Annotated in this window: 26 protein-coding genes; 12 read left to right on the top strand and 14 right to left on the bottom strand. The window is 67.6% G+C overall.

All coding sequences use genetic code 11. The features are described from left to right. Positions 1 to 124: 124 nt before the first annotated feature. The 3 genes from dph2 (at position 125) to GWG54_RS13360 (ending at position 3,039) form a co-directional block, all read left to right on the top strand. Complete coding sequence (gene dph2, locus GWG54_RS13370) at positions 125 to 1,174, top strand: diphthamide biosynthesis enzyme Dph2 (RefSeq protein ID WP_167938248.1); 1,050 nt, start codon at positions 125 to 127, stop codon at positions 1,172 to 1,174. Between the two features lie 66 nt (positions 1,175 to 1,240). Next, a complete protein-coding gene (locus GWG54_RS13365) occupies positions 1,241 to 2,074 on the top strand; it encodes an MBL fold metallo-hydrolase (RefSeq protein ID WP_167938247.1) in 834 nt (277 codons plus the stop codon). A gap of 53 nt (positions 2,075 to 2,127) precedes the next feature. Further along, entirely contained in the window at positions 2,128 to 3,039 is a 912-nt protein-coding gene (locus tag GWG54_RS13360; RefSeq protein WP_167938246.1) for a hypothetical protein, read from the top strand. Positions 3,040 to 3,589: 550 nt separating this feature from the next. On the opposite strand, the gene GWG54_RS13355 is transcribed toward GWG54_RS13360, so the two are convergent. From GWG54_RS13355 to GWG54_RS13315, 9 genes are all read right to left on the bottom strand, one after another. Further along, positions 3,590 to 4,627 (bottom strand): tyrosine-type recombinase/integrase, encoded by a 1,038-nt coding sequence (locus GWG54_RS13355; protein WP_394352927.1) that lies wholly within the window; start codon positions 4,625 to 4,627, stop codon positions 3,590 to 3,592. Further along, entirely contained in the window at positions 4,617 to 5,006 is a 390-nt protein-coding gene (locus GWG54_RS13350; RefSeq protein ID WP_167938244.1) for a DUF5805 domain-containing protein, read from the bottom strand. The genes GWG54_RS13355 and GWG54_RS13350 overlap by 11 nt, the downstream gene beginning before the upstream one ends. A 2,180-nt stretch (positions 5,007 to 7,186) precedes the next feature. Beyond that, complete coding sequence (locus tag GWG54_RS13345) at positions 7,187 to 8,743, bottom strand: PH domain-containing protein (RefSeq protein WP_167938243.1); 1,557 nt, start codon at positions 8,741 to 8,743, stop codon at positions 7,187 to 7,189. Then, positions 8,740 to 9,228: a PH domain-containing protein gene (locus tag GWG54_RS13340; RefSeq protein ID WP_167938242.1), complete on the bottom strand. Its 489-nt coding sequence runs from the start codon at positions 9,226 to 9,228 to the stop codon at positions 8,740 to 8,742. The genes GWG54_RS13345 and GWG54_RS13340 overlap by 4 nt, the downstream gene beginning before the upstream one ends. A 114-nt stretch (positions 9,229 to 9,342) precedes the next feature. Next, the gene (locus GWG54_RS13335) at positions 9,343 to 9,576 is read right to left on the bottom strand and encodes an HVO_2901 family zinc finger protein (protein ID WP_167938241.1); all 234 of its coding nucleotides are present in this window, start codon (positions 9,574 to 9,576) and stop codon (positions 9,343 to 9,345) included. Positions 9,577 to 9,834: 258 nt separating this feature from the next. Beyond that, positions 9,835 to 11,244 (bottom strand): class II fumarate hydratase, encoded by a 1,410-nt coding sequence (locus GWG54_RS13330; protein WP_167938240.1) that lies wholly within the window; start codon positions 11,242 to 11,244, stop codon positions 9,835 to 9,837. A gap of 20 nt (positions 11,245 to 11,264) precedes the next feature. Then, positions 11,265 to 12,836, bottom strand: a complete 1,572-nt coding sequence (locus GWG54_RS13325) for a PH domain-containing protein (RefSeq protein ID WP_167938239.1) — start codon at positions 12,834 to 12,836, stop codon at positions 11,265 to 11,267. Then, positions 12,833 to 13,297 carry a PH domain-containing protein gene (locus tag GWG54_RS13320; RefSeq protein WP_167938238.1) on the bottom strand — a complete coding sequence of 155 codons (465 nt, stop codon included), beginning with the start codon at positions 13,295 to 13,297 and terminating at the stop codon, positions 12,833 to 12,835. Before GWG54_RS13320 ends, GWG54_RS13325 begins: the two co-directional genes overlap by 4 nt. Before the next feature lie 168 nt (positions 13,298 to 13,465). Further along, positions 13,466 to 13,717 (bottom strand): BolA family protein, encoded by a 252-nt coding sequence (locus GWG54_RS13315; protein ID WP_167938237.1) that lies wholly within the window; start codon positions 13,715 to 13,717, stop codon positions 13,466 to 13,468. Positions 13,718 to 13,820: 103 nt separating this feature from the next. On the opposite strand from GWG54_RS13315, the gene GWG54_RS13310 reads away from it, so the two are divergent. The 4 genes from GWG54_RS13310 (at position 13,821) to GWG54_RS13295 (ending at position 17,916) form a co-directional block, all read left to right on the top strand. Then, entirely contained in the window at positions 13,821 to 14,321 is a 501-nt protein-coding gene (locus tag GWG54_RS13310; RefSeq protein WP_008425658.1) for a hypothetical protein, read from the top strand. Between the two features lie 133 nt (positions 14,322 to 14,454). Continuing rightward, entirely contained in the window at positions 14,455 to 15,432 is a 978-nt protein-coding gene (locus GWG54_RS13305) for a patatin-like phospholipase family protein (RefSeq protein ID WP_167938236.1), read from the top strand. 61 nt (positions 15,433 to 15,493) lie between these two features. Continuing rightward, positions 15,494 to 16,993 (top strand): cysteine--tRNA ligase, encoded by a 1,500-nt coding sequence (gene cysS / locus GWG54_RS13300; protein WP_167938235.1) that lies wholly within the window; start codon positions 15,494 to 15,496, stop codon positions 16,991 to 16,993. 215 nt (positions 16,994 to 17,208) lie between these two features. Further along, entirely contained in the window at positions 17,209 to 17,916 is a 708-nt protein-coding gene (locus GWG54_RS13295) for a DUF6517 family protein (RefSeq protein ID WP_167938234.1), read from the top strand. On the opposite strand, the gene GWG54_RS13290 is transcribed toward GWG54_RS13295, so the two are convergent. The 4 genes from GWG54_RS13290 to GWG54_RS13275 all read right to left on the bottom strand — a co-directional run bounded on the left by GWG54_RS13290 (position 17,913) and on the right by GWG54_RS13275 (position 20,747). After that, entirely contained in the window at positions 17,913 to 18,920 is a 1,008-nt protein-coding gene (locus tag GWG54_RS13290; protein WP_167938233.1) for a presenilin family intramembrane aspartyl protease PSH, read from the bottom strand. The genes GWG54_RS13295 and GWG54_RS13290 overlap by 4 nt on opposite strands. Before the next feature lie 89 nt (positions 18,921 to 19,009). After that, a complete protein-coding gene (locus GWG54_RS13285; RefSeq protein WP_167938232.1) occupies positions 19,010 to 19,252 on the bottom strand; it encodes an H/ACA ribonucleoprotein complex subunit GAR1 in 243 nt (80 codons plus the stop codon). After that, positions 19,252 to 19,530, bottom strand: a complete 279-nt coding sequence (gene srp19 / locus GWG54_RS13280; protein ID WP_008425648.1) for a signal recognition particle subunit SRP19 — start codon at positions 19,528 to 19,530, stop codon at positions 19,252 to 19,254. Before srp19 ends, GWG54_RS13285 begins: the two co-directional genes overlap by 1 nt. Before the next feature lie 110 nt (positions 19,531 to 19,640). Further along, on the bottom strand, positions 19,641 to 20,747 hold the full coding sequence (locus GWG54_RS13275; RefSeq protein ID WP_167938231.1) for a PGF-CTERM-anchored ABC transporter substrate-binding protein: 1,107 nt from the start codon (positions 20,745 to 20,747) through the stop codon (positions 19,641 to 19,643). Positions 20,748 to 20,807: 60 nt separating this feature from the next. Between GWG54_RS13275 and btuC the strand changes: the two genes are divergently transcribed. The 4 genes from btuC (at position 20,808) to gatE (ending at position 25,880) form a co-directional block, all read left to right on the top strand. After that, positions 20,808 to 21,830: a vitamin B12 ABC transporter permease BtuC gene (gene btuC / locus GWG54_RS13270; RefSeq protein WP_167938230.1), complete on the top strand. Its 1,023-nt coding sequence runs from the start codon at positions 20,808 to 20,810 to the stop codon at positions 21,828 to 21,830. After that, the gene (locus GWG54_RS13265) at positions 21,827 to 23,122 is read left to right on the top strand and encodes a heme ABC transporter ATP-binding protein (protein WP_167938229.1); all 1,296 of its coding nucleotides are present in this window, start codon (positions 21,827 to 21,829) and stop codon (positions 23,120 to 23,122) included. The genes btuC and GWG54_RS13265 overlap by 4 nt, the downstream gene beginning before the upstream one ends. Before the next feature lie 259 nt (positions 23,123 to 23,381). Next, positions 23,382 to 23,945, top strand: coding sequence for a plastocyanin/azurin family copper-binding protein (locus GWG54_RS13260; protein WP_167938228.1), 564 nt, complete (start codon positions 23,382 to 23,384; stop codon positions 23,943 to 23,945). Positions 23,946 to 24,011: 66 nt separating this feature from the next. Next, positions 24,012 to 25,880, top strand: coding sequence for a Glu-tRNA(Gln) amidotransferase subunit GatE (gatE, locus tag GWG54_RS13255; protein ID WP_167938227.1), 1,869 nt, complete (start codon positions 24,012 to 24,014; stop codon positions 25,878 to 25,880). Between the two features lie 48 nt (positions 25,881 to 25,928). Here gatE and GWG54_RS13250 read toward each other — a convergent pair whose 3' ends face one another. Then, a complete protein-coding gene (locus tag GWG54_RS13250; RefSeq protein WP_167938226.1) occupies positions 25,929 to 26,408 on the bottom strand; it encodes an Lrp/AsnC family transcriptional regulator in 480 nt (159 codons plus the stop codon). 186 nt (positions 26,409 to 26,594) lie between these two features. On the opposite strand from GWG54_RS13250, the gene GWG54_RS13245 reads away from it, so the two are divergent. Beyond that, on the top strand, positions 26,595 to 26,922 hold a 328-nt coding region (locus tag GWG54_RS13245), incomplete at its 3' end, for an EamA family transporter (protein WP_245242808.1).

Genomic DNA, 26,922 nt, shown 5'->3' with positions numbered 1-26,922 from the left:
TGACTTTTTGGATAGTATATGTATGTAAAAGAGACTGTGTTGGGAACTGAGTGTGGTGGGAGCGGTGTCGACCCGCGAGGGGCGAAGCGCCGTCGTTATACGTTCGTGGCCGTAACCGGAGACAATGAGCCAGGAGTCGGAGTACAGCGAGGGAGACCTGCGGAACGTGGGCATGAGCCTCAAGCACGATCGGGAGTGGGACTACGAACTCGAGCGGATCATCGAGGCGATCGAGGAACGGGACGCCGAGACCGTCGGCCTGCAGTTCCCCGAGGGACTGAAACGGCGCGGCCCGAAGGTCGCGGACGACCTCCGCGAACTCGCGGGCAACGACGTGACGTTCATGCTCTCGGGCCAGCCGTGTTACGGTGCCTGCGACCTCGACACGTACCTGATGAAACGCACCGACGTGTTCGTCCACTTCGGCCACTCGCCGATGAAGAACACGGACAAGGTGATCTACGTGCCGCTGTTCTCGAACGTCGAGGTCCGGCCGATCATGGAGGAAGCGCTGGACACGCTCGAGGACCCCGACGAGACGGAGGACGTCGGCCTCGTCACCACCGCCCAGCACATGAACCGCTACGAGGAGATGACCGAATTTCTCGAGGACCGGGGGTACGAGGTCCAGAGCCGTCGCGGCGACGAACGGCTCACCCACGAGGGGCAGGTCCTTGGCTGTAACTACGCCAGCGCGGACGTCCCCGCCGACCAGGTGCTGTACGTCGGCGGCGGGAAGTTCCACCCGCTGGGACTGGCGATGGAACACCCCGAGAAACACGTCGTCATCGCCGACCCCGTCAACAACGTCGTCACAGTCGCCGACACGGAGAAGTTCCTGAAACAGCGCTACGCCTCGGTCCACAAGGCGATGGACGCCCAGAAGTGGGGCGTCATCTTCTGTACCAAGATCGGCCAGGGCCGCTGGGACCAGGCCCAGGAGATCCTCGCGGACAACGACGACGCCTACCTCATCACGATGGATGAGGTCACGCCCGACCGCCTGCGCAACTTCGACATGGACGCGTTCGTCAACACCGGCTGTCCCCGGATCACGACCGACGACGGCCCGCAGTTCCACAAGCCGATGCTCACGCCCGGCGAGTACGAGATCGCCGTCGGCAACAAACCCCTCGAGGACCTCTCCTTCGACACCTTCCACGGCACCTGGTAGCCGACTCGGCGACGGACCCCGACCGAGACGACAACACTTACCCGACCGGTCCGCACACCCTCGAGTATGATCGCAAGCGACTGGGGCGACTGGCTCGTTCGCGACGTCGAGAACGCGTCGCCGGACGGCGTCGCCGTCTGGTACCTCGGCTGTAACGGGTTCGTACTGAAGGGCAGCGACGGGACGACGATCTTCATCGATCCGTACGTCGGACTGGGCGATCCGCCCCGCACCGTCCGAATGATTCCCGTTCCGTTCGATCCCGACGATATCGAGGACGCCGACGCCGTCCTCGCGACCCACGAGCACACCGACCACGTTCACGGCCCGAGCCAGGCGCCGATCCTCGAGAACGCGGGCGCCACGTTCTACGCGCCAGACGACAGTCTGGCGGTCGCCCGAGAGGACGAATCTTGGACCGACGAGTACGACGTTGCGGACGACCAGCTCGTCGAGGTCGGGGAGGGCGACACCGTCGAGATCGGCGAGTTCACCGTCCACGTCGAGGTCGCTCACGACCCCGACGCGACCCACCCCGTCAGCTACGTCGTCGAACACGAGGCCGGCACCTTCTTCCACGGCGGCGACACCAAACCGTCCGAGGAGTTCGAGCGGATCGGCAGCGAGTACGACATCGACCTCGGCGCGCTCGCCTTTGGTACCGTCGGGCAGATTCCCGACAAGGAGACCCGCGAGCCCAAGCGGACGCGGTGGTACAACGACGAGAACCAGATCATCGAGACCGCGGCCGCCCTCGAGCTCGAGGCCCTGCTGCCGAGCCACTGGGACATGTGGCGCGGGCTCACGTCGGACCCGAAGGTGCTCCACCACCACGCCAAGAGCTTCGACCACCCGCGTCGGCTCGAACTCGTCGAGATCGGCGACCGCGTGAACCTCTGACACTCCTTCCTGAAACACAACTCGTTTATCGCTGCCCGCCGGAACTCAGTGCGATGGGCGAGACGATTCCGATTGCCGTTCCGCGAAAGGGTCGCCCGCTCGAGTGCGTGCTCGATCGCATCGCCGCGCGCCTCGACGTGCCGGCCCTCGCGGACGACGTCACCTCGACGCTCCGACACGAAAAGGCCCTCACCAAGGGACGCCTCGACGCCGAGGAGGACGTTTACCATCGTCTCGCCGCCTACAGCGCCGTCGACGACCCGACCGAGCCCGAGTACACCCTCCTGCGGGACGACCGGGCAGGGAAGCCACGTCGGATCGTCTTCGACAGCGTCACGATCCCACTCGAGGAGAGGAACGGCACCGAGATCCAGCTCGTCGGCCGCGAGGAGCCGTTCCGCGCGCTGCGGACCCACGAGTTCGCGCTCGGGTTCGACAGCGCCGACCTCGTCCTCGAGGAGGTCGTCGAACTCCGGCCCGAACCGCTGAACCGGATCGCCGACGTCAACGCCCGGATCAATCCCGTCGACACCGACGTTCGGGTCGTCACAGGACTGGGCGACACCGTCTATCACACCCTGATGGCGACACCGGAGACGGCCCCCCAGCAGGCGGCGATCGATCGGGACTTCCTCGAGGGATACGAGGGACCGCTCTGTATCGAGCCCCGGTACGAACGGCTGGTGCAAGCGGTTCTGGGGACGAAGACGCTCGACGGCGTCGACTTTCGCTACCCCGCGGAGGGACGCGAGGAGGAGGCCGCAATCGCCGATGCGGGACTGGGCGTCTACCTGACGGTCACCGGCTCCACCGCCCGCGAGCACGGCCTCGTGCTCGGCGAACAGCTGTTCCCCAGCGAGACCGTCTTGCTCGAGAACGACTCGGAGGTAACCGACGCCGTCGCCGCGGTGCGGTCGGCGCTCGCGAACGGCGCACCCGAAACCGAACTCGCGCTTCCGAACTGACCGCCTCGCTCTCGAGGCGATCGATACTCGGCCCGAGAGCGTCCGCTCTGGCCGAATTTCGTACTGTACTCGTCGGGATCGGTCCCGGAATTTCGTATATCTAAATACAGTTTATCCGTTCGAGATCCGTCGTCCCGATTACGAGGGAGAAGGGTCATCGAGAGTTTTCAGGGCACGAACGGACGGGAAATGAGGCTCGATGACTCCGTCACGAAGAACGAAACACGAGTCCTCGAGTTCCCGGCCGAAGAGACGACTCTCGAAACGAACGGCCGCCCTGTCGACTCCTGGTGTCGACCGCGTTCCGACGCACCACCCGCCTCAGGGAAGTACGCTTCCGACCTAATCTCCCAGCCAGCCCCGGGTTCGTCCGTACCCACGGCACATCGGTCCGCGAGTTTGCCGGACGGGAATCGTCGGCGACCGGAGAGTCAGCAGCCGGAAGTCCGTACTTCGGTGAGATCGATGGGCGCGACCCGTTCGACACGTCTGTCACACCGCGCCGAAAGCCCCTCGCTCGAGCGCCGCCCCGGATTCGATCGCCGGACGCTCAGCACAGCGAGTAGACGTTCCGCTCGTATACCGTCCGGACCTGATCGCCCCAGTTGTGGGTGTAGGTGTCGATCACGTCGCTCGCGACGTCCCCGCGAAGGTACTTGACGATCCCCCGATCGCCCGTCCGATCGCGCAGATGGGTCGTAAAGAAGTGTCGAAAGTAGTGAGGGGTCACGTTCTCGGTCGCCCCGCCGCCCGTTCGGTACCAGCCCCGCTCCCGGGCGTGTTTCTCGACGACGTATCGGACGTCGGCAGGCTCGAGTCGTTCCCCCCAGCTGTCGCCGGTATCGAGAAAGAGCGGGTCCGCCGGCGACAGCGGATCCGGACGAATCGCCAGCCACTCGACCAGCACTCGCCGGAGTTCGTCGTCGACTGGGATCACCGTCTCCCGCTTTCGTTTGTTCGAGGCCGTTCGCTCCTCGCCGTTTACTGTCCGGCCCCGGGCCGGCTCGGAGTCGACGAACAGCGAGGCCGGGCATCGCTCGAGTTCCACCCGCGGCGTCCACTCGAGATCGAGTTCCGGAACCGCGAGGTGGCAGTCCCGCAGGTCGAGGTTACAGAGTTCGCCCACCCGCATCCCCGTCTTCAGGAGGGTGACGACCACGGCGCGCTCGAGGGGGTGAGCGATCGAGCCGACGAACTCGCGCATCTCCGGCACCGAGATATCCCGTCGGGTCGGGTTCGCGTCGATCGATTCGGACAGCTCCTCCATCACGAGCACCATCGGATTCGCCTCGAACGCGCCGACCCGATTCATGTACTCGTAGAAGCGGTTGAGGTAGGAGGCGTAGGTCGCGATCGTACTCGATTCGAAGCGCTCGCGAAGCGAGTGGACCCAGGCCATACACTCGCGTCGACCGACCGACGAGACGTCCTCGGCGTCGAAGCACTCGCGGACGAACCCCTCGAACTGTCGGAGGACTCGCCGGTAGGCCTCGAGGGTGCGCTCGCTTTTGCCGTGGTAACGCTGATCGTCCAGGAAGTACGCGATCGGATCCTCGATCGCGTCGGGGGCGTCAGTGCTACTCGCCATCGTCATCCACGATCGTGTACCCGCCGTGGCGCCCGCTGTAGCGAACCCGGTTCTCGGCCTGGAGCTCCTCGAGGGTCTCGTCGAGGCGGGACTCGATGTCGTCGCTGACCGCTTCGAGGAGTTCCTCCCACGTGTAAGTGTCGTCGGATAGTAACTCGAGGAGACGTGTTTCGAGGGCGTTACCCCCAGGGTCTGCGTCCGGAGAACCGGGTTCCTCGCGGTCGCCCTCGAACCCGCGTCGTCCGGCCTGGACCATCGTCCGAACGAACTCGCTTTGACTCATTCCGAGCTCGTCGGCGTGAGACTGCCACGCTTCTTTCTGGTAGGTAGGAACGTACGTCCTGACGGACGATTTAGACGTCTCCCTCGAGTCAGCCATACACGACTACTCAAACGCGCGGACCATCAATCTTGTTGTACTTCGGGATAACGATCCTTATCTCGAGTTAGTGACTTAGTTATCACGGTGTATTTTGGTCACGAGTTCGCATTTAGATAATAGTGGGTCCGCAGTTCCGTATACAATTAGATGTCGGATGGGGACAGAAATCAAGATATAACTAGAGCCCGAGGAAGAGGACGTGAGCGAATCGCAGTTCTTCCGTGAACGGTAGTCGCTTCGATCGACGGAAGACACGAACAGCCAAGCGGGGGTTAGCTACGCTGCCGTTCGGTCGTCGAACGCTCGAGCCGAACGAATCACCAGCAAGCTACCGGCTTGCTTTCCGGAAGTGATCGAAGGGTCGCGAACAGCGACGCTCGAGGGTGATTCAACGTCTCCTACTGGTCCCGATGAAAGATCGCTCCGGCCATGCACGGAGTCTCGATTCGAATCGTTCCGGTCCCCTCTCATCGGACGAGAGACCTTGTCGTTTGCATCTCTCACAGTACGGGACGCGATATGAGAGTATTCACCAAGCCGTACTACTCACCGACGGTCTCGACTGCTGCCGAGCAGAGTGGCCTGGGGTGTTGGCTTCCCCATTGATTTCCGGTTCCGAGGAAAACCCTCGAATCCGTCGGCTATGGAGCGGGACGGATTCGGTCGGTTCCCCACGAGTGAGTTCGTGGGCCTGGTAGCGAACTCCCGTCCTTCACCCCCTCACGAAAGCGCTCCGTCTCCGGTGTTCTATTCGAGGGCCTTCTCAGGAGACTTCAGCACGGAAGTCGGAACGGTGCAGTCAACCATCCGGATTTCGATAGAGAGTTTCGTTCCACAGGCTACCTCTGGGTCTGTCGGACGTTTCCCTCCGGTAGCATCCGCACTCGACTACTGCTTCCGCACTTTCTCCCACGTTCGCAGGCCTCCGTTCTCGCGGAGCCGTTTGGAGAGTGCCGCTCTCCGATGGTCGGAATCATCGATTCGTCTCGACTGCAAACGTGTAGCGTTCTGCGGACGGCTACAACCGAGGCTTCTGCGCTGTACCGCTATTGACATCCAACGAGCTTCGTTTCGACTTCGGACGGACGTCGGGAGACGAGTGGTGGTCTCGCGTCTCCTCTCTCGGGGAACGATGGTATCGTAACAACTGAAACTGTTTGCACACCGATCGCAGGACGGAGCGCGGTTCGAAACGAACAGCGTGAGCAAGGACCACAGCGTAGCGAACGAGAAACGGAGTGATCCGTGAGCTGCGGTATCAGTATATAAACAGTTCAGTGTGACCTCCTCCCCGCCGTAAACGGCGGGGCTTCCCACAAGCGACGGCTTGCTGATTTGGGAGATTTACGGTTTACCACCCGACGGGGTGCTGGCCGGGCCACGCGGCCGTTACTCCTATCCAGCGAGGATTCGGAGTTATCTGGCTTGTTTTACGTCGGTATCCTCGCCTATCACGCGGGGGATACCCGCGAGACTCGGTTTGGAACGCCGATATTGTCCGATTGTCTCGACATGAGCGCGGACGTGCCGCGTCGGTCAGCACCCAGTACGGCCACAGACCACGTAAATCTACCGTGCGGCGATTTACGCCCGTCGTAAACGACGGGATTCTCTTGCCTAAAGAAGATAGACCGGAGCGGAGCGAAACCGGCGATCTCTCCCGGTTGACCGTTCTTCGCGATACCGCACATTCGGCGAGTTTCGAGTTGTAGCTTTCCAGTAACGACTCCGTAGTAGCCGTGTGAGGTCACCCGATCTCGGGTTACGGGACGGGTGCGTTGCGAAGGCGGTCCCGAACTTCGGTGAGGGGAGAGGTGTTGGTTCTGAGGCGGGCCGACAGGTGTAACAGAGCGCGACGCGATTTGAATCGGTAGTTTCGCCAACGGCGATAGCAACGAGGTTGGGGGCCTCGAGGCGCCCGGACGAACCGCAGTTCACACGCTCGTTTCCGTTCGGACCGAGCGAGACGCCTCGCTCCTATTCGTTCGGCACCCGTCTGACTCGACGGCTCATACTGACGGAGGGTTCCAGCATCACACTCATTCTCACTGGCACTTTCGCGTATCGGATGGTTGACAGGCATCGTCTAAACTCTATTTCGGTATATCTAATCGAGGCGGAGCTTCGGTTCGTACCCGGAAACGTTACGCGCGAGTTCGGCGGACGGCAGGTGTAGACTACGCCGAATCGTCACCGGCCGGTTCGTCGTTCGAGGGATCGTGCCGAAACCGCTCCCCGACCGTCCGCTCTCGCTTTCGCGCCCGGAGCCGCTCCTGCAGTCGATCCTCGAGTTTGCGTTGCATCTCGAGGCCCGCGTCGGCGTCGACGTCGTAGGCGGTCGCCGCGCGGCCGAGAAGCGTCGCGGAGCTGGCGGTGTCGGCGGTGACGCTCGCCAGGCGGCGGCGTCGCTGGAAGATCGATTGCGTGTGGAGGACGGCCTGAACGCGGTAGTAGGGGACGACCTTCGTGGATCGACGCCAGAACCCGGTTCGGGAGAGGAAGTACCGATCGCCCAGCTGGTGGCCCCGGTTGCGCCACTTCAGGTGGGCCGCGACGGGGACGAGGACGACCAGCGCGGCGGGGAGGTACCACCGTTCGAGGGGCGTGACGATCGCCAGCGGGTAGCCCGCCCCGACCAGTACCGCGACGAGGAGCAGGTACCGGACGCCGTAGCGCTCCCGCGCGCGCGTCGGCGGGTCCTCGAGGGCGAGCTCGCCGAGCGGCTCGATCGATCGCGCGAGCGCGAGGACGCGGTCGTACCCCGCGAGGGGGATCGCCGACTCCGTTCCGCGGCCGTCCTGGCCGGGCGCGTACCCCGCGGTTTCGACCGCGAGCGCGCCGTAGCCGAACCACCGGAACGGTACCCGTTCGGTGATCGTCAGCGTCTGTACCTTCTCGAGGGGGATCGTGCCGCTGTAGCGCTGGACGAGCCCTCGCTCGTAGTAGAGCTCGTCGTCGACGCGGGTGAGTCGAAACCCGTAGTAGCGGGCGAACGTCAACACGGCGCTGACGATCCAGGCCGCGACCAGAAACAGGACGGCCAGCCACGCGAGGGCGACGAGCCCGGCCTCGGCGCCGGGAAGTCCGTCGACGAGGTCGGCCGGGACCAGTGCCGTCGGGTCGAGTCCGCTGAGGAAGGACAGCGCGATCCCGCCCAGCAGGCTGGCTCCCGGGTCGATCGTGAACGCGCTGAGGATCGCCAGCTCTCGAGGGCGAATCTCGAACAGGAGTTCCTCGTCGTCGCTCGAGGCCCGTTCGTCCGACGACGCGGACTCCGCGGACGTCTCGTCCTCGGTCCGGGCGCCCCGACGGAGCTGGCGTCTGAGTCGTCGGGCCTCTTCTTTCCCGACGTACTGCAGGGAAACTTCCGTCTGGCCGCCGCCGGCGGTCTCGACGTGGACGGCCGCGAGCCCGAGGAGCCTGGCGAGGAGCGGTTCCCTGACGTCGACGTTCTGGATCCGTCCCAGCGGGACCTCGCGGTCGCGTCTGGCGAGAACGCCGGAGGCGACGTCGAACGTGTCGCTCGTGAGTTCGTACCGGAACCGCTCGTAGTAGGCGAGTTCGTAGACGACCGCGGCGACGATCCCGAGCAGAACCATCCCGCCCACGGAGACGAGCGTCGCCCCCGCGCCGCCAGGGGAGGCGACGACTCCGGCGACGAAAAACAACAGGCCGACGTTGACGCTTCGCGAGATCGACCTGGCCGCGACCGAGAGGGGGTGGAGCTTCTTCATACCGCGTCCTCACCCTCGCTCTCGATCGCGAGCGTTCGAAGCTCCTCGCGGAGTCGCTCCGCCCGATCCGGAGTCAGTCCCGGGATCGCGACGTCGGCGCTTCGCGAGCCCGCGGTGTAGACGACGACCGTCGCCAGTCCGGTCGCCCGCTCGAGGGGCGATCGCCTCGAGTCGACGTGCTGGACGCGGACGTACGGGGCGACGGTCTTGATCCGGGTGAACACGCCGCGCTCGATGTAGAGCGAGTCGGCCCGGGTCTCGAAGCGCCAGACCGCGTAGCGCCGCCACGCGACGGCGAGACGGACGAGTCCGATGGCGAGCGCGAGCGCGGCGGCACCCGGAACCAGCGCCGCAGGCGGATCCGCCCAGAGACCGGTTTCGGAGAGCGCCAGCGCGGCGCCGACGAGAAGTCCGGCGAGGACGACGGCCCGGAACAGCGCCAGCACCAGCCAGACGACGCGAACCCGAGGAGTGAGTCGCTCCATGGGATGCGAAGGGGTGGTGTGCGAATAAAAAGTCGGATCTCGGACCGACAACCGATCCGAGCGCCAGAACGGTCGAAACCCCGAACGCCGAGAGGAGGTGGGAAGTCGGAGCGCTCAGTGTGTCGCCGCTCGAACGTCGTCGATCTGATAGAGGTCCTCCCGGAGCCCCTCACCGTCGCAGTCCTCGCTCGGACACTCGTAGTGCCACCCGTCCTGGGTCGCGTCCCGCTCCCGAAATCGATCGCCGCATACCTGACAGAACAGTTGGGCTTTCTCGCAGGTGTCCCGGTGAAGTTCGAGGGCGAGCTCGGTCTGGAACGACTGGTTGCAGTTACGACAGGTGTGCATATTTCGTCTGACGCGAGCATTCGTAAAAACTGCTTGGGTTCTTTTCTTGCGGACGAATCGCGCTTGATACGGCTTCATTCGGCCGATTTAGATCCGACCGACAGACAAGAAAGAACGACCACCGGCGGAGAGTACTCGGATCCGTGTGCTTCGGTTCGTGAGAGATCGCGACCTCGCGAGCGCGGCCGAGTCGACACCGTCACGCAGTGACAGGGTTGTGATACGATAGCTGGGATCGCGGTCCGACCGCGGGGATGGTTACTCCTCGCGGCCCAGGATGCCCCGCCGGGTCATCTTCTCGGGGTCGAGCACCTCGTCGGCTTCGTCCTCGTCGAGGTACCCCTTCTCGAGGACGACCTCGCGGACCGTCTTCCCTTCCTTGAGCGCCGTTTTGGCGACCTCGCTGGCCTTGTCGTAGCCGATGTGGACGTTGAGCGAGGTGGCCATCGCCATCGACTGTTCGACGCGGTCTCGGCAGTACTCCTCGTTGGCCTCGAGTTTCGCGACGAAGCGCTCGGCGAAGACCTGACTCGAGTTGGCGATCAGCTCCGCGGACTGCAGGAAGTTGTGAGCCAGCACGGGCTTGTAGAGGTTGAGGTCGATCTGGCCCTCCGCGGCGCCGGCCGAAACCGCGGCGTCGTTGCCGACGACTTGCTTGTGGACCTGGTTGACCGCCTCGGCGACGACGGGGTTGATCTTCCCGGGCATGATCGAGGAGCCGGGCTGGTTCTCGGGCTGTTCGACCTCGCCGAGGCCGTTGCGCGGACCGGAAGCCAGGAGTCGAAGATCGTTGGCGATCTTGTTCAGCGAGCCCGCGACGACCCGCAGGGCGCCGTGGGCCTCGCTCATAGCGTCGTGGGCCGCCTGGGCCTCGAAGTGGTTGTCGGCCTCGCGGAACTGGACGCCCGTCTCCTTGGTGATGTACTCGGCGACCCGTCCCGGAAACTCCTCGTGGGTGTTCAGCCCCGTCCCGGTTGCGGTGCCGCCCAACGCGAGCTCCGCGAGGTGGTTGCGGACCTTGTCGACGCGGTCGAGGCCCTTCTCGACCTGGGTGCGGTAGCCCGAGAACTCCTGGCCCAGCGTGACCGGGGTCGCGTCCTGGAGGTGGGTGCGGCCCGTCTTGACGACGTCGTCGAACTCCTCTTCCTTGGCCTCGAGAGCCTCCCGAAGCTGATCGAGCGCCGGGATGACGTCCTTCTCGATGGCCTCGAGGGCGGCGACGTGCATCGCGGTCGGGATGACGTCGTTGCTCGACTGGCCGTAGTTGACGTGGTCGTTGGGGTGGACGACGCGATCGCCGATCTCCGCGCCCGTGATCTCGGCGGCGCGGTTGGCGATGACCTCGTTGGCGTTCATGTTCGAGGACGTTCCCGACCCGGTCTGGAAGACGTCGACCGGGAACTGGTCGTCGTGCTCGCCGGCGATGACCTCGTCGGCGGCTTCGACGATCGCCTCGGCGACGTCGTCGTCGAGCAACCCGAGGTCGCGGTTGGCCTGCGCGGCGGCCTTCTTGACGACGCCGAGCCCGCGGACGAACCGCCGGCCGAAGCTGATCCCCGAAATGGGGAAGTTCTCGATCGCCCGCTGGGTCTGGGCGCCCCAGTAGGCGTCGCTCGGCACCTGCATCTCCCCGAGGCTGTCCTCCTCGACGCGGAAGTCCTCTGCCATGTGCGGGGAGTCGCGACCGGTCAGGAAAAAGTAACCGAAAGTTCGCGCCCCTCGGCGCCGCGGCTCCGACGGGCCGCCTCGAGGCGGGCCCGCGTTTCCTCGTGAATCGCCCGCGCGTCCGTCACCTCGAGGTCGTGGACCGTCGGCGTTCCCCGGGCGAACGTCCGCGAGCTGGCGGTGTCGACCACCACCGATCCCAGCCCGAGCCGGCGCTGGAAGATCGATCGCCGCGTCGAGACGGTCTGGACGCGGTAGTAGGGGATCGCGTGCGTGCGCCGGCGCCAGAACCCCGCCCGGACGAGGAGGTGGTCGTCGTCGACGGCGTAGCCGAGGTTGCGCCAGCGCAGGTGCGCGGCGATCGGCGCGCCCGCGAACGCGAGCGCGCTCGCGTACCAGTAGGGGATCGTCCAGACGCGGGAGACGCCGAAGGCGGCGGCGACGACCGCGGCCGCCAGCAGCGAGTAGCGGGCGACGTACCGCCGACGGGCGAGCGTCGGGGGACGGGTGAACGACGGCGCCTCGAGCCCGGTCGCCCGCTCGAGGAAGCCCTCGACGCGGCGGCGCCGGGCCAGCGGGACCGCAGACTGGCTCCCCGCGCTCCCGTCCGGTCCGTGACCCGCCGTCTCGATCCGGAGGCCGGCGTACCCGATCGCGCGCTGGATCGGGTTCTCGACGATCGAGAACGTCTGGATCTTGTCGACCGGGATCGACCCGCTGTAGCGCTGGAGCAACCCCCGCTCGTAGACGAGGTCGTCGCCCGTCGACCCCAACCGGAAGTCGTAGTACGTGGCGAACGTGTAGGCCGCCCCGAGCAGGTAGGCGGCGAGCGCGCCGTAGAGGATCGAGACGACGGCGAACAGGCCGTACTGGGGTGCGGACGCGTCGTCGAGGTCCGCGGGCCCGCCCAGCGGTTCCGCCAGCGAGACGAGCAGGTCGACTACCGCGTCGCCGGCGACGACGAACGCGAGCGGGAGCAGGGTCGCCCCCGAGAGACTGACCGAGGACAGCGAGAGCAACAGCAACTCCCGCACCTCGAGGTCGAACAGCAGCGTCGGCCGCGGGTCGGGGTCGGCCCCCGTCGACTCCGCGCGGTCCGCGGTCGACTCCGCGTCGGTCTCGGACGATCGTGCGTCGGGAGCCTCGGCGTGTTGCTCGGCGGTCAGACGGCGGATCTCGCGCTGGAGGCGGGTCGCCTCGTCGTCGGCGACGAAGGCGAGTTCGGCCTCGGTCTCCCCGCCCCCCGCCGTCTCGATCCGGACGACGGCGACTCCGAGGAGCCGCTGGACGATTCCCTGCGAGATGTCCACGTTCTGGATCCGCCGGAGCGGGATCTCGCGCGAGCGCCGCGAGAGGACGCCGGACCGAATGTCGAACGTGTCCGCGGCGAGTTCGTACCCGAACCGGTAGTAGTACGCGGCGCCGTAGGCGACGCCGACGACGAAACCCACCGGGGCGAGGAAGAACACCCAGCCGACCTCGACGGCGTCGAAGACGCCGGAGAGTATACTCACCAGAAAGAACGGGACCGAACCGCCGGCCACGCCGCGGTGGAGCGCGGTCGCGGCGCCGCTGAGCGGGTGGAGCCGATTCATACCGCGTCCTCGGCCTCGCTCTCGACGGCCAGGTCGCGGAGCGTGTTCTGCAGGCTCCGGGCGCGGTCGGGCGTCAGGCCGGGGATCCGAACGTCGGCGTTGCGCGAGCCGGCCGTGTAGACCACGACGCTCGAGAGGCCGAGCGCCCGCTCGATCGGGCCGAACTGGGTGTCGACGTGCTGGACGCGGACGAACGGCACCGACGTCTCGACGACCGTGACGACGCCGCGCTCGAGGTAGAGCGCGTCGTCCTGGAGTTCGAAGCCCCAGTTGGTGAACAGCAGGAGGGCGTGGGCGATGCCGACGAGAGCCAGGAGGAGGCCGACGCCGACGGCCGCGGCCGACGGGAGGGAGTCGACGAGCCACCGCTGGGCGGCCGCGACGGCGACGGCGAGCGCGGCGGCGACGAGCACCGCGCGGACGACCCAGACGATCCTGATTCGCGGGTGGAGGGGTTCCATGCCGAGTCGTTCTTTCAACCGCTCCATAAACCCATTGGTTATTCGACAAAAATGGCAGGAACGAAGTGGAGTCCGCGGAGGGGCCGGCGTCGGCCGGGGGTCGCTCGCGCGGGACCGAGCGACGGGGCCGTCGCTCGGGTCGGTCGTTTCCGCGGTCTCCGGGGCGGGTTACTCGAGTTCGTCGTACTCCTCAGGCGTGTACGTCGACAGTTCGAGGGCGTGGATGTCGGTCGTCATGTGGTCCTCGAGCGCGTCGTAGACCTGCTGGTGTTGCTGGACCAGCGACTGGTCCGTGAAGGTCGGCGAGACGACCGTCGCCGCGAGGTGGTCGTCGTCGTGTTCGTCCCGCGCGTGCGTGACGGTCGCCTGCGCACCCTCGAGTTCGGACTCGATCACTGCCTCGACGTCCTCCGGTTGCATATCCGACTCGAGGGGGGCTCGCGGCAAAAACGCCGCGGTCGAGGACTGCTCCGGCGCGACCACGATGCTTATCCCTCCCCGGTCGCGTGTGACACCTACAGCTATGTCGCTCGCGAGCGAAACGCGCCGAGCCGTCGACGGGAACCCGTTTCTCGTCACCGCACTGCGGGCTGGAGTCGTCAACTACACCGCGGCAGCCCGGTACCTCGACGTCGACGGCGAGACCGACGCGGTCGCGACCGCGATCCGTCGCTATGCCGAGGAACTCCCGCCCTACGAGACCGACGCTCGAGACGTGCGCGTCAGGATGGAACGAGGGATCACGCCGGCTCCGATCGACGGCGCCAAGCACGAAACGGCGCTGCTGGCCGTCGGCGGCACGTCGTTTCGATCCGACGGCGGGGAGCTCACGGCGATCGCGGCCACGGGCGACGTCGACGCGACCGCCCTCGGGGCCGCGCTCGGGCGCCTCGAGAGCGACGGGATCGAGCCGATCGCGGCCGGCGTCGGCGAGGGCACCATGATGCTCGTCGTCGACGACCGCGACGGCGTCGACGCCCTGCGGACCGTCGAGGCGGCGCTCGAGGCGGTTCCGGAGGCGTAGGTTCGACTGTCGGAAACCTATTTGTGCCCGTTCGGCGGACGTTCGTCGATGGTACCGAACCGACCGCGATCCGATCGTCGCAGTCGACGGCTCGAGGGATCGTCCGACGGCGCCGGACTCGAGGAGGTGGCGGATGGGTGACGATCGAACGCGGGTCGCGATCGCCTGCCAGGGCGGCGGGAGCCACACGGCGTTCACCGCGGGCGTGCTCCGTGAGCTGCTCTCGCAGTGGCCCGAACGCGACGAGACGTTCGAGCTGGTCGGGATCAGCGGTAGCTCCGGCGGCGCGTTCAACGCGCTGGCGGTCTGGTACGGCGCCGTCGTCGGCGACGAGTCGACGGCGATCGAGACCCTCGACGCGCTGTGGGACGATATCGCGGCCAGTGACCCAGCCGATCGGCTGCTCAACGGTTGGGTTCGAGCGTACGCCCGGATCGCGAGCACCGGCGTCGGCCTGCCGGAGGTCAACCCGCGCCACTCGCCGGCCGCGAGGGCGGGACAGCGACGCCTCGGGCGCATCCTCGAGCGCCACGTCGACTTCGAGGCGATTCCGGAGCTCTGTGCCGCCGAGGTTCCGGAGCTCGTCGTCGGCGCCGTCGACCTCAACGTCGGCAAGTTCGAGACCTTCGTCAACGAGGACGTCACCGTCGACGCCGTCCTCGCCTCGGCGGCGGTACCGGGGCTGTTCGAGGCCGTCGAGATCGACGGCCGTCACTACTGGGACGGGTTGCTCTCGCAGAACCCGCCCGTCAAGGACCTGGTCTCGGTTCCGGGGGACCGAACCCCCGACGAGCTGTGGGTGATCCAGATCAACCCGCAGGTCGATCCCGAACGACCGTCCTCGCTCTCCGAGATCGCAGACCGACGAAACGAGCTGGCGGGCAACATCTCGCTGAACAACGAGCTCCGGACGATCGAGCGGGTCAACGAGTGGATCGACGGTGGCTACCTCGAGCACCCCGACTACACGACGACGGCGATCGAACGCATCGAACTCTCCGGGTACGACCGGACGACGAAGCTCGACCGCGATCCGGCGTTTCTCGAAGCCCTCGTCGAGGAGGGCGAGAGGCGGGCCGCGACCTTCCTTGAGGAGCGGGCCGACGGGTAACGGGGTTCGGAGTCGGCGGTCACCGCACTGCTTAACTGCCGTCCGGGGAAAACTCGGGGCAATGACCCTGCACGTGACGAACACGTTGACGGGCGATACCGAGCCGTTCGAGCCGCAGGATCCCGACGACGTCCTCCTCTACTACTGCGGCCTGACGGTGTCGGACCCGCCCCACCTGGGCCACGCCCGCTCGTGGGTCCACGTCGACGTCATGCACCGCTGGCTCGAACACCTCGGCTACGGGGTCCGCCACGTCGAGAACTTCACCGACGTCAACGAGAAGATCGTCGCCCGCGTCGGCGAGGACGACCTCGGTGAGGACGAGGCGGAAGTCGCCGAGAACTACATCGAGCGCACCCTCGCGGACATGCGCTCGCTGAACCTCCTGCGGGCGGAGGTCTACCCCCGCGTCTCCGAGCACGTCCCCGAGATCGTCGACCTCGTCGAGACCCTGATGGAGAAGGACTACGCCTACGAGTCCAACGGGTCGGTCTACTTCGACGTCACCAACTTCGAGGAGTACGGCAAGCTCTCGAACCAGGCCCTCGAGGAGATCGAGTCCCAGGGCGACCCCGACGAGCGCTCGGAGAAGCGCCACCCCGCGGACTTCGCGCTCTGGAAGGCCGACGGCGTCGACGCCGACGCGATCGAGGAACACCGCCACGAGGGAGCCGCGCCCGCCGCGGAGGCCTGCGAGACCGCCCAGACCTGGGACTCGCCGTGGGGCGAGGGCCGACCCGGGTGGCACATCGAGTGCTCGGCGATGAGCACGACCCACCTCGGCGACACGCTCGACGTCCACGTCGGCGGCCGCGACCTCGTTTTCCCCCACCACGAAAACGAGATCGCCCAGTCCGAGGCCGCGACGGGCCAGCAGTTCGCGAAGTACTGGCTCCACTGCGAGCTGTTCCAGATGGACGAGGAGAAGATGTCCTCGAGCCTGGGCAACTTCGTCACCGTCGCCGAGGCCGTCGACCGCTGGGGAACGAACGTCGTGCGCACGTTCCTCACCGCGGGCTCGTACAACAGCCAGCAGCTGTACTCCGACGAGACGATCGCCGAGGCCGAGGAACGGTGGGACCGCCTCGAGCGCGCCCACGAGGCCGCGACCGCGGCGATCGACTCGCCGAACGCGAGTGCGAAGGTCGACGACGACGGGCTCCGCGAGGACGTCGCCGACGCCCGCGAGGCATTCACCGAGGCGATGAACGACGACTTCAACACCCGCGAGGCCCAGTCCGCGCTGCTCGAGGTTGCGACGGCGATCAACCGCCACCTCGAGGACGGCGGAGACGAGCAGATGGACTACCGCGGACTGCGGCGGGCCGTCGAGACCCTCGAGGAACTCGGCGACGTACTCGGGCTGTCCTTCGCGGGCGAGACCGACGGCAGCGCGGAACTGGCCGGCGACGTCGTCGAACTCGTTCTCGGCGTGCGCGAGCGAGAACGCGAGGCGGGCAACTACGAGCGGGCCGACGAGCTCCGGGACGAACTCGAGGCGCTCGGCGTCGAGGTTCAGGACACCGACGAGGGACCGAGCTTCCGGCTCCCGGGCGAGTAGCCGGCCTCGATCACCGTTTCTCCCGCCACAGCGATTCCCGGGATCGCGTTCCGCGAGCGTCGAGCGATCGCTCGAGGACCGTCCGTATCGCACCGCGTAAACTCCAGGTCGCGATACCGAATTTCGTGTTCGAGCGTCGAGGAACTTGCCCGGAAACCGACCGGCTCGAGCCGGCCGCGCTACTTATTGCCGCGAGGCCGAACTATCGGGGTACCATGCAGAGACGACAGTTCGTCGCCGCGGGCGCGGTCGGCGGGGTCGCCCTCTCGGCGGGATGTCTCGGCGGCCTCCTCGAGGACGCGACGACGTTTTCGGCGTCGCCGGCGATCGTCGCCGAGAGCACGACCGACGAGACGGGGTACGAGTACCAGGGGACCGAGGAGATCGTCACCACCGAGTCGGTCGCCGGCCAGGAGATCGAGGTGACCAGCTACGGCTCCGAGTACGTCCGGACGATCGACCTTCCGCTCGATATCTTCGGGGGGAGCGTCGAGGCCGGCGTCTTCGCGGTCATCGCGACGCCGCAGGTCGGTGTCGCGGGCGAGGAGTTCAACCCGGTCGGCGAGATGGGAGCCGCAGAGATCGCCCGGGAGGTCCAGGGTCAGTACGAGGAACTCACCGTCGGGGACTCGACGGGCGAGCGCTCGGTCGCCGCGCTCGAGGACACCGTCGTCCTCGAGACCTTCGAGGGCGAGGCCGAGCTACAGGGCGAGCGCACGGTCGACGTCCTGCTCGACGTCGCCCGCCACGAGGCCGGCGGGGACCATCTCGTGATCGTCGGCGTCTATCCCGACCTCGAGGGGCTGCCGATCGACTCCGAGCGGGATCGGATCGACGTCATGGTCCAGGGGATCGAACACGGCGACGACGTCGACGCCGAGATCGTCGACAGCCGCGAGGAGTCGGATCCGCTGGCGGGCTAGAGGCCGAGCGCGGCCGCGATCGGGACACCGCTGGCGAGCGCACCCAGCAGGTAGCCCCCGATCGCGCCGCCGTTGAGCAAGGGCAGGCCGGCGTGGGGACGGCCCTTCAGCACCATTCCCATGAGCACGACCAGCCCGGCGAGCGTGCCGACGATCGCGCCCAGCGCCGGCAGGTTCAGCGCGATGCCCGGTACCGACAGCGCTCCGGCCTCGAGGAAGTAGGCGGCGCTGGCGACCAGGATCGTCGGGATGATGGCGTCGCCGAGCCCGATGAACAGGGCGTCGCGGCCGGCGTCTGCGGCGGGATCGTCCTCGGGGACCGAATCTCCGTCGCTCGGGTTCGCCTCGCCGCCGCCGCTCGCGTCGGGGTCGGACGCGTCGGGATCGGCGCCCTCGCCGTCCGCGAGGTAGGAGTACGACAGCGTCGTCGGGACGACCAGTACGACGGGGATCTTGAGGTCCATCACCCCCGCGGCGAGGTCGAGCATGTGCTCGGTCCGGTAGACGCTGACGGCGTCGTAGATCGCCAGTCCCGCGAGCAACAGCAACGCGGGCAGGAGCCCGAAGCTGATCCCGAACAGCGCCGCGGCGCCGGCTCCCATCAACACCCCGGTGGCGTCGATGACGTACCACTCCGGGTAGAGAACCAGCGCCGCGCCGACGCCGAGGGCGGCGGCGACGGCGAGGACGTTCATCGACCCCGCCGTCACGACCGGGGGCACGAGTTCGGTGAGGACGAACCACGCGAGCATCACGCTCACGCCGACGACCAGCGCCCTGACGATCCACTCGAGGTCGTACCGGAAGGTCGCGAGCATGAACCCGGTCGCGACGAGGATGACCGCGAAGTAGACGAGGCTGTTGGTCGGGTTCCCGGGATCCTCGACGGCCTGGCGGTCGGCGTCGTGGAACGGCTCGATCAGCGCCAGCGCGCCGAGCTGGACGGCCAGAAAGAGCAACACCGTCGTTCCGACGGCCGCGAGCACCCGGGTCCGGTGGTCCATGCCGCGGCGTTCGCACCCGCTCCTCTTGGTGCTTTTCGTTGGGTCACCGAGCGAGCGGCGTCGAACGCTCGCGGCTCGGTCCCGGCGACTCAGCGTGCGTACAGCGACGCCCCGACCAGCGTCGGAAGGTGAACGTCGTCGTCGGGCGTCACCGCCAGGTAGGGGCCGTCGACGGGGCCGAAGACGTCGACGACGCGACCGACCGACTCGAGGGAGTCGTCGAGCACCATCGTCCCGATCTCCTCGCGGAGGCGGTCGTCGTCGGCGTCGGGGTTCGCCCGCAGGATCGCGAGCCCCTGGGCGGTGCGGACGACCTGACCGACCCGGCGCATCACTCCCGCATCGCGACGACGTACGCCGCGACGGCCTGGACGAGGTCGTTCTTCGAGTCGTCGGATCCCCGGACGACGACCCGGCCCCGGTCGGCCCAGTGCTCCCGGGAGTAGGACTTCTCGCGCTCGATCGTCGCGTCGTAGCCGATCTGCTGGACGGCCTTCGCGATCTCGTCGACCGTCGGCTCCTCGACCGCCAGGTCCTCGGCGACGCGTCTGCCCTCGGCCCGGGAGAGCTCCGCGTCGAGATAGGCGGGCCAGATGACGTTCTCGACCATATCCTCGTCTCCGAACCCCTCCCGGTAAACACTTTTCAAAAACGGTCGGTTCGCGCTCGAGGACTCGCCGCGAGCGCGGGTGGTTCGGTCTGTCGGCGACCGGATCGACGTTACCGACGGCGGGCGAGTCCGGCGAGCGCGGCGACGAGCGCGGCGACGGCCGCGGGAACCCCGAGGCCGGGGATCGAGTCGCCGCCCGCCTCGCTCCCGCCGTCCGAGCCGTTCGATCCGTCGGCTCCGGTGTCGTTCGTCTCGTTCCCGTCGTCCTCGAGCTGCTCGGCCGCGTCGGCGTAGGCGTCGGGGTGGACCGCCTGGACGATCTGCTCGATCGCCTCGACGACGAGCGGGCCGGGCTGGCTCATGAACTGGTCGTCGACCGCGACGAGTCGGTCCTCCTGGTAGGCGGTCGTTCCCCGCACGGCCTCGGCGACCGGGGGCTCCTCGGCGGAGTCGCCGTAGACGATCCACTCGGGATCCTCCTCGACGACTGTCTCCGCGCTGATCTCCGCCCAGCCCTCGATACCGGCCTCCGCGCCGAGGTTCTCGAGGCCGGCGGTCGTCAGGATCTCGTGCTGGAAGGTTCCCTCGCCGGCGGTGAACCCGCCGCCCATCGCGTAGTAGGCCAGCGGACGGTCGACGTCCGAGACCGCCTCCTCGATGACCGCGAGGCGGTCGTTCATCCCCTCGAGGCTCTCCTGGGCGCCCTCGCACTCGCCGACGATCTCGCCGGTGAGCCGGACGTTCTCGGCGACCCCGTCGAGGGACTGTTCGGTCGGGAAGACGTAGACCGTCAGCCCCGCCTCGCGAAGCTGATCGATGACGTCGTCGCCCTGCAGGGCGTTGGCCGCGAGGACGACGTCGGGGTCGCGGTCGATGACCTCCTCGGCGACGGGCGTGACGCCGTCATCCTCGGTGATGTCCAGACTCTCGTCGGCCTCGAGGTAGTCGGTGTACTGGCCGACGGGCATGCCCGTGACCTTCTCCTCGGCGCCGATCTCGTGCATGACCTGGGCGTCGCTGGGCTGGAGGGCGACGACCGACTCGGGCTCCTCCTCGACGGTTACGGTCTCCCCGGTCGCGTCTTCTCCCTCGAACGGGAACTCGCAGGTCGGGTCCATCTGTGCGGCGGTCGCCGTCGTCCCCCCCGCGGCTGCGGCGGGTGCGAACGCGGCGAGCGCGGTCAACGCGGCGACGAGTACGATCAGTGTGTTTCGCATCGATCGAAGCGTGCCACCTACTCCAACAAATATTTGCCTACTGCAAGCGAGATTTCAGCCGTGTTCCGTCCGGGCCGTCTCGCCTCGTGGTCGATCGCGCTCTCGGCGCTGCTGGTCTGTGCCGTCGTCGGGAGCGCCGCGCTCGGACCGGTTCGGATCGATCCGCTGACCGTCTCGCGGGCGATCCTCAACCTCGCGGGAATCGGCGCCCACGAGGTGCCGGCGACCCATCAGACGATCGTCGCGGACGTCAGGCTCCCGCGCATCCTGCTGGCGGCGACCGTCGGATTCGCGCTCGCGGCCGCGGGGACGGTCATGCAGGGCTTCTTCCGAAACCCGCTGGCCGATCCGTCGATCATCGGCGTCTCCTCGGGGGCCGCGGTCGGGGCCGTCGCCACCATCGCGTTCCCGGCGCTGGTGCCGATCGGGAGCGTCCACCTGCCGGCGTTCGTCGGCGCGTTAGTCACCGCCTTCCTCGTCTACGCCATCGCGACCGAGGGCGGCCGGACGCCGGTTGCGACGCTACTGCTCGCGGGGGTCGCGATCCAGGCGTTCCTCGGAGCGGTGATCTCGTTTCTGGTCGTCCACAGCGGCGAGAACCTTCGTGAGGCCGTCGTCTGGATGATGGGCCACCTCAATCGCAGCACCTGGGGGGACGTCGGCTTCGCGCTGCCCGTCACCGTCGTCGGCGTGCTCGTGCTTGGCGCCTACACCCGCGAGATGAACGTCCTCCTGCTCGGCGAGGAGGACGCCCACCACCTCGGCGTCGACGTCGAGCGGACCAAGCTCCTCCTGCTCGCGCTGGCGAGTGTCGTCACCGCCGCCGGGGTCGCCGTCGCCGGGGTCGTCGGCTTCGTCGGCCTCGTCGTCCCCCACGTGATGCGCCTGATCGTCGGCCCCGACCACCGCATCCTGCTGCCGACGAGCGCGCTCGCGGGGGCTTCCTTCCTCGTGATCGCCGACACCGTCGCCCGCGTCGGCGCCTTCGGACTGCCGGTCGTCCCCGTCGGCATCGTCACCGCGACCGTGGGGGCGCCCTTCTTCCTCTACCTGTTGACGAACCGGGAGGTGCACGCGCTGTGACCGAGACGCCACCCGCGACCGACGGCGCGCGCCTCGAGGTCGAGGACGTCGCCGTCTCGCTGGGCGAGGTCGACGTCCTCGAGGACGTCTCCCTGACCGTCGAGCCGGGGGAGTTCGTCGGCCTGGTCGGTCCCAACGGGGCCGGAAAGACGACGCTGCTGCGGGCGGTAAGCGGCGCGCTCGAGCCGACGCGGGGATCGGTTGCCGTCGACGACGCCGCCCTCCACGACCGCCCGTCGAAGGCCGCAAGCCGGCTGGTCGCGGTCGTTCCGCAGGATACGACCCTCTCCTTTTCGTTCGACGTCCGAACCGTCGTCGAGATGGGGCGATACCCCCACCGATCGCGCTTTTCGCCGCCGGACGAGGCCGACCGCGCGGCGGTCGATCGCGCCCTCGAGCGCACGCGAACCGCGAAGTTCGCCGACCGTCCGATCGACGAGGTCAGCGGCGGGGAGCGCCAGCGGGTCGTGCTCGCGCGGGCGATCGCCCAGGAGACGCCCGTCCTCCTGCTCGACGAGCCGACGGCGAGCCTCGACGTCAACCACCAGGTCGAGACCCTCGAGCTCGTCCGCGAACTCGTCTCGGAGGGGCGCACCGTCGTCGCCGCGATCCACGACCTGAACCTGGCCGCGCGCTACTGCGATCGACTCGTCGCCCTCGCTGGCGGACGGGTGCTCGAGGCGGGGTCGCCCGAGGCGGTGTTGAACCGGGACGTCCTCGCCGCCGCGTTCGACGTGACCGCGGCGGTGACCGAAAACCCCGTGACCGGATCGCCGACCGTGACCGCGCTTCCCGACGCCGACGGGCCGCCCGAACCGGCGCGAGTCCACGTCGTCGGAAGCGGCGCGACCGCCGCGACCGTCCTCTCGCGGCTGGCGGCCGCCGGCCTCGAGTGCACCGCGGGGCCGGTTTCCGGCGGCGACGTCGCTGGCGAGGTCGCCCGCGGGCAGGGCCTCGAGACGCTCGACGTCGAGCCCTTCGCTCCGCTCGGGGCCGGGGATCTCGACGCGGTGCGACGGGCGGTGGCGGCCGCCGACGCGACGGTCGTTGCCGACCTCGAGGTCGCCGCCGGAAACCGGGCGCTGCTCGAGGAGCTGCGGGGGACGCCCGGACTGGTCGTCGTGGAGCGACGCCCCTTCGCGGAGCGCAATCACGCGGGCGAGGGCGCCAGATCGGCCTACGAGCGCTGCAGGCGGGGCGCGATCGAATCGTCGCCGGACGCGGTGCTCGAGGCGGTACGCGAGGCCGCCGAGCGCGCGACGTCGTCGGTCCTCGGCGCAACGGAGGATTAGCGCCGGGCGGGCCGGGACTACCGCGGGGTAGCGGGCGGACGGATCCGAACGACCGTCGCTCCGGCGGTTCGATCTCGCCGCCGTCGTTGCGGTTCGGATACGGAGACTGAAGCGGGATTCGACCGCACTGCGCCCCCGATCGAGCCACCGGACAACCGGCCGCTGCCCGGCCGCCATCGCGGCGGTTTCACCGTCTAACGGCGCACTGTTCCCGAAACGACGCTACTCCCTTTTGGAGCGACGATTCCGGAATACTGGTATGGCACTCGACACCGGTCAGACCCGACGGCGGACGCTTCAACTCGCCGCGCTCGCGCTCGCGGCGGGCGGAACCGGGATCGCCGCGGCACAGGACGGGGGAGACGACGAGGACGATTCCGAGGACGACGCGGGCGATGAGGCCGAACAGACCGTCATCCTCGGCGCCCGCTCCTCGTACTGGTACGGCCTCGAGCCCCCGGAGATCGAGGGAGAGGAGAACCCGACGCTCGACCTCGGATCCGACGGAGAGATCGAGATCGTCTGGATCAACCTGGACGGCGCTTTGCACAACCTGGCCCTCGAGGACGCGGACGGCGAACAGCTCGAGGTCTCCGAGGAGACGGAGACGCCCGGCGAGGCGGTCTCGATGACGGTCGACGCCGACGACTCCGCCGCCGAGTACTACTGCGAACACCACCCCGACTCGATGCGCGGCGACGTCGGCGAGCGCAACGACGAGGCGGACGAGTCGGGCGACGACGGCGGTTCGGACAACGGGCACGACCGCGACCGCGATCACGAACACGAACACGACGGCAACCGATCCGACGACGACTGCTAGCCGGGAACGGTCCGTACCGAACCGGACTGAACGGTTTTTTACCCCCGCGCCCCCGAGTGGGGGCCAATGACCGAGTACGACTACGACGAGCTCGGACTCGTCGCCGGGCTGGAGATCCACCAGCAACTCGACACGGCGACGAAGCTGTTCTGCCAGTGTCCGACCGACCTGCGCGAACCCGAGGAGTCGACGCGGCGCTTCACCCGGTATCTCCACCCCACGCGCAGCGAGCTGGGCGAGATCGACGAGGCCGCCTTAGAGGAGAGCAAGGTCGACCGCGAGTTCGAGTACCTCGCGTACGACTCGACCTGCCTCGTCGAGGAGGACGACGAGCCGCCCCACGAGCTGGACGACGAAGCGCTCGAGACGACCCTCGAGATCGCCCAGCTCATGGAGATGCGCCCGGTCGATCGGGCCCACGTCATGCGAAAGCTGGTCGTCGACGGCTCGAACACGTCGGGCTTCCAGCGCTCGACGCTGATCGCCACCGACGGCGAGATCGAGACCAGCGAGGGCGCGGTCGGAATCGAGGACCTCCTGCTCGAGGAGGAAAGCGCCCAGCGGGTCGCGGAGACCGACGACGGCGTTCGCTACAGCCTGGATCGGCTGGGGATTCCGCTGGTCGAGATCGGTACCTCGCCTGATATCTCGACGCCCGAGCAGGCCCTGGAAGCCGCCGAGCGCATCGGCATGCTGCTTCGCTCGACGGGGAAGGTAAGGCGCGGCCTGGGGACGATCCGCCAGGACGTCAACGTCTCGATCGCCGAGGGCGCCCGCGTCGAGATCAAGGGCGTCCAGAGTCTCGACGACATCGACGACATCGTCCGCACCGAGGCCGCCCGGCAGGTCGAACTCGTCGAGATCGCCGACGAGCTGGCCGAGCGCGAGGCCGCCGTGGGAGAGTCGCGGGACGTGACTGACGTCTTCGAGGACACCGACAGCGGCGTCATCGGCAGTGCGCTGCGTTCGGGAGGATCCGTGACGGCGGTTCTCCTCGAGGGGTTCGACGGTCTCGTCGGCCGCGAGATCGCTCCCGATCGCCGGCTGGGAACCGAACTCTCGGATCACGCCAAGCGCCACGGCGCGGGCGGGATCTTCCACACCGACGAGCTGCCCGCCTACGGCGTCACCGACGAGGAGGTCGCGGACCTTCGCGAGGCCGTGGGTGCGGACCCGGAGGACGCGGTGGCGATCGTCGCCGACGACACCGCGACCGCCGAATCGGCGATCGAAGCCGTCGCCGAGCGCGCGGCGACCGCCCTCGAGGGCGTCCCCGAGGAGACCCGCGGCGCGAACGACGACGGGACGACGCGGTACCTGCGTCCGCTGCCCGGGGCGGCGCGGATGTACCCCGAGACGGACGTGCAGCCCGTCGATCCCGACCCGAGCGAGGTGTCCGAACCCGAACTGCTGACCGAGAAGGTCGAACGCTACCAGGAGGAGTACGACCTCGGCGCGGGGCTGGCCGAGCAGGTGGCCTACGGCCAGCACATGCCGCTGTTCGAGGACGTCGTCGCCGACGGCGTCGATCCGACGCTCGCGGCGTCGACCCTCGAGTCGACGCTGACCGAGCTGCGACGGGACGACGTACCCGTCGAGAACCTCGAGGACGAGCATCTGCGGGGCGTGCTCGAGCTGGTCGAGGACGGCGACCTGCCCAACGAGGGCGTGGGTGACCTGCTCGCGTCGCTCGCCGAGGAGCCCGATCGAACGCCCGAGGAAGCGGCCGAGGAGGAAGGCCTCGGCGGGGCCGACGAGGCGGAGGTCCGCGAGGCCGTCGTCGAGGTCGTCGAGCGCAACGAAGCGCAGGTCGAAGAGGAGGGCATGCAGGCTTTCTCCGGACTGATGGGCGAGTGCATGGGCGCACTGCGCGGGAAGGCCGACGGCGACCTCGTGAGCCAGTTGCTGCGCGAGGAGATTCAGAAGCGCGCGTAACCTCGCCTTTCCCCGCGGACGAGCGCTCCGCCGTGATATCGGACCCGCTCAGTCGACCAGCTCCTCGAGCAGCGTCTCGAGTTCGTAGCTCTGGAGGGCTTCGCGCTCCTCGATCGCCGAGATGACGAACGTCGAGTCGGTGCGGTCAACGCCCTCGAGCTGTTCGAACTCGGCGATCAACCGCTCGACCATCCCGCTCTCGCTGAGGCGGGCGACGACGATGAAGTCGGTCTCGCCCATCGTGAAGTAGACGTTCGTCACCCCCTCGACGGTCAGCAGGCGGTCGGCGAACTCCTCGTAGGAGCCCCGGTAATCGGCGTGGATCTCGACGATGACGGTGACGTCGAGGCCGAGCTCCTCGAGGTCGATCTCGTAGCGGTCGTTAGCGATGATTCCCTCATCGCGGAGGTTGTTGAGCCGGTAGTGGATCGTCGACACCGGGATGCCCGTCGCCTCGTGGAGCGCCTCGGGGCTCCCGGTTTCCCGCTCGGCGATCGCTTTCAGCAGGCGCACGTCGCGGTCGTCCATACCTCGAGTTCGGCCGAGAGCGTCATCGGCGTTTCGAATCCCGAACTCGAAGTTGGACCTTTCTCTAATAGTAACCCCTCTTTCCAGGGACCGTTTCGGATCGAATTCATATGTGTGATTTTGCATCCGATCTCGAGAGTGCTGTTGTAGAAGGGTCTAAGTACAGCGACTGATTTCGAACGTTTCATGATTCGACGCGCGCTCTTTCGGTCCGGATACGGAGATCTGGTGTTGTTCTCGATCCTCGCGCTCTGCTGGGGAACCTCCTTCGTCGCGATCGAGGTCGGTCTCGAGTACGTGCCGCCGCTGTTGTTCGCCGGCCTCCGGTACGGCGTCGCGGGCCTGATCGTCCTCGGGTACGCGGCCGTCGCCACCGATCGGCTTCGTCCCGTCGATCGGACCGAGTGGCTCTCGGTCGGCGTCGCCGGGGTCTTCCTCATCGCGTTCTACAGGCGGTTCGAGGCGAGTGCCTCGGGGCTTGACCCCGAGGGTGAAGCCGACAGTGGCCGACCAG

The organism is Natronococcus sp. JC468 (genome assembly GCF_012163165.1).
In the GTDB taxonomy this organism is placed as follows: Archaea; Halobacteriota; Halobacteria; order Halobacteriales; family Natrialbaceae; genus Natronococcus; species Natronococcus jeotgali.
The sequence above is the reverse complement of the archived record's forward strand: the minus strand, read 5'-3'. Positions and strand labels throughout refer to the sequence as shown.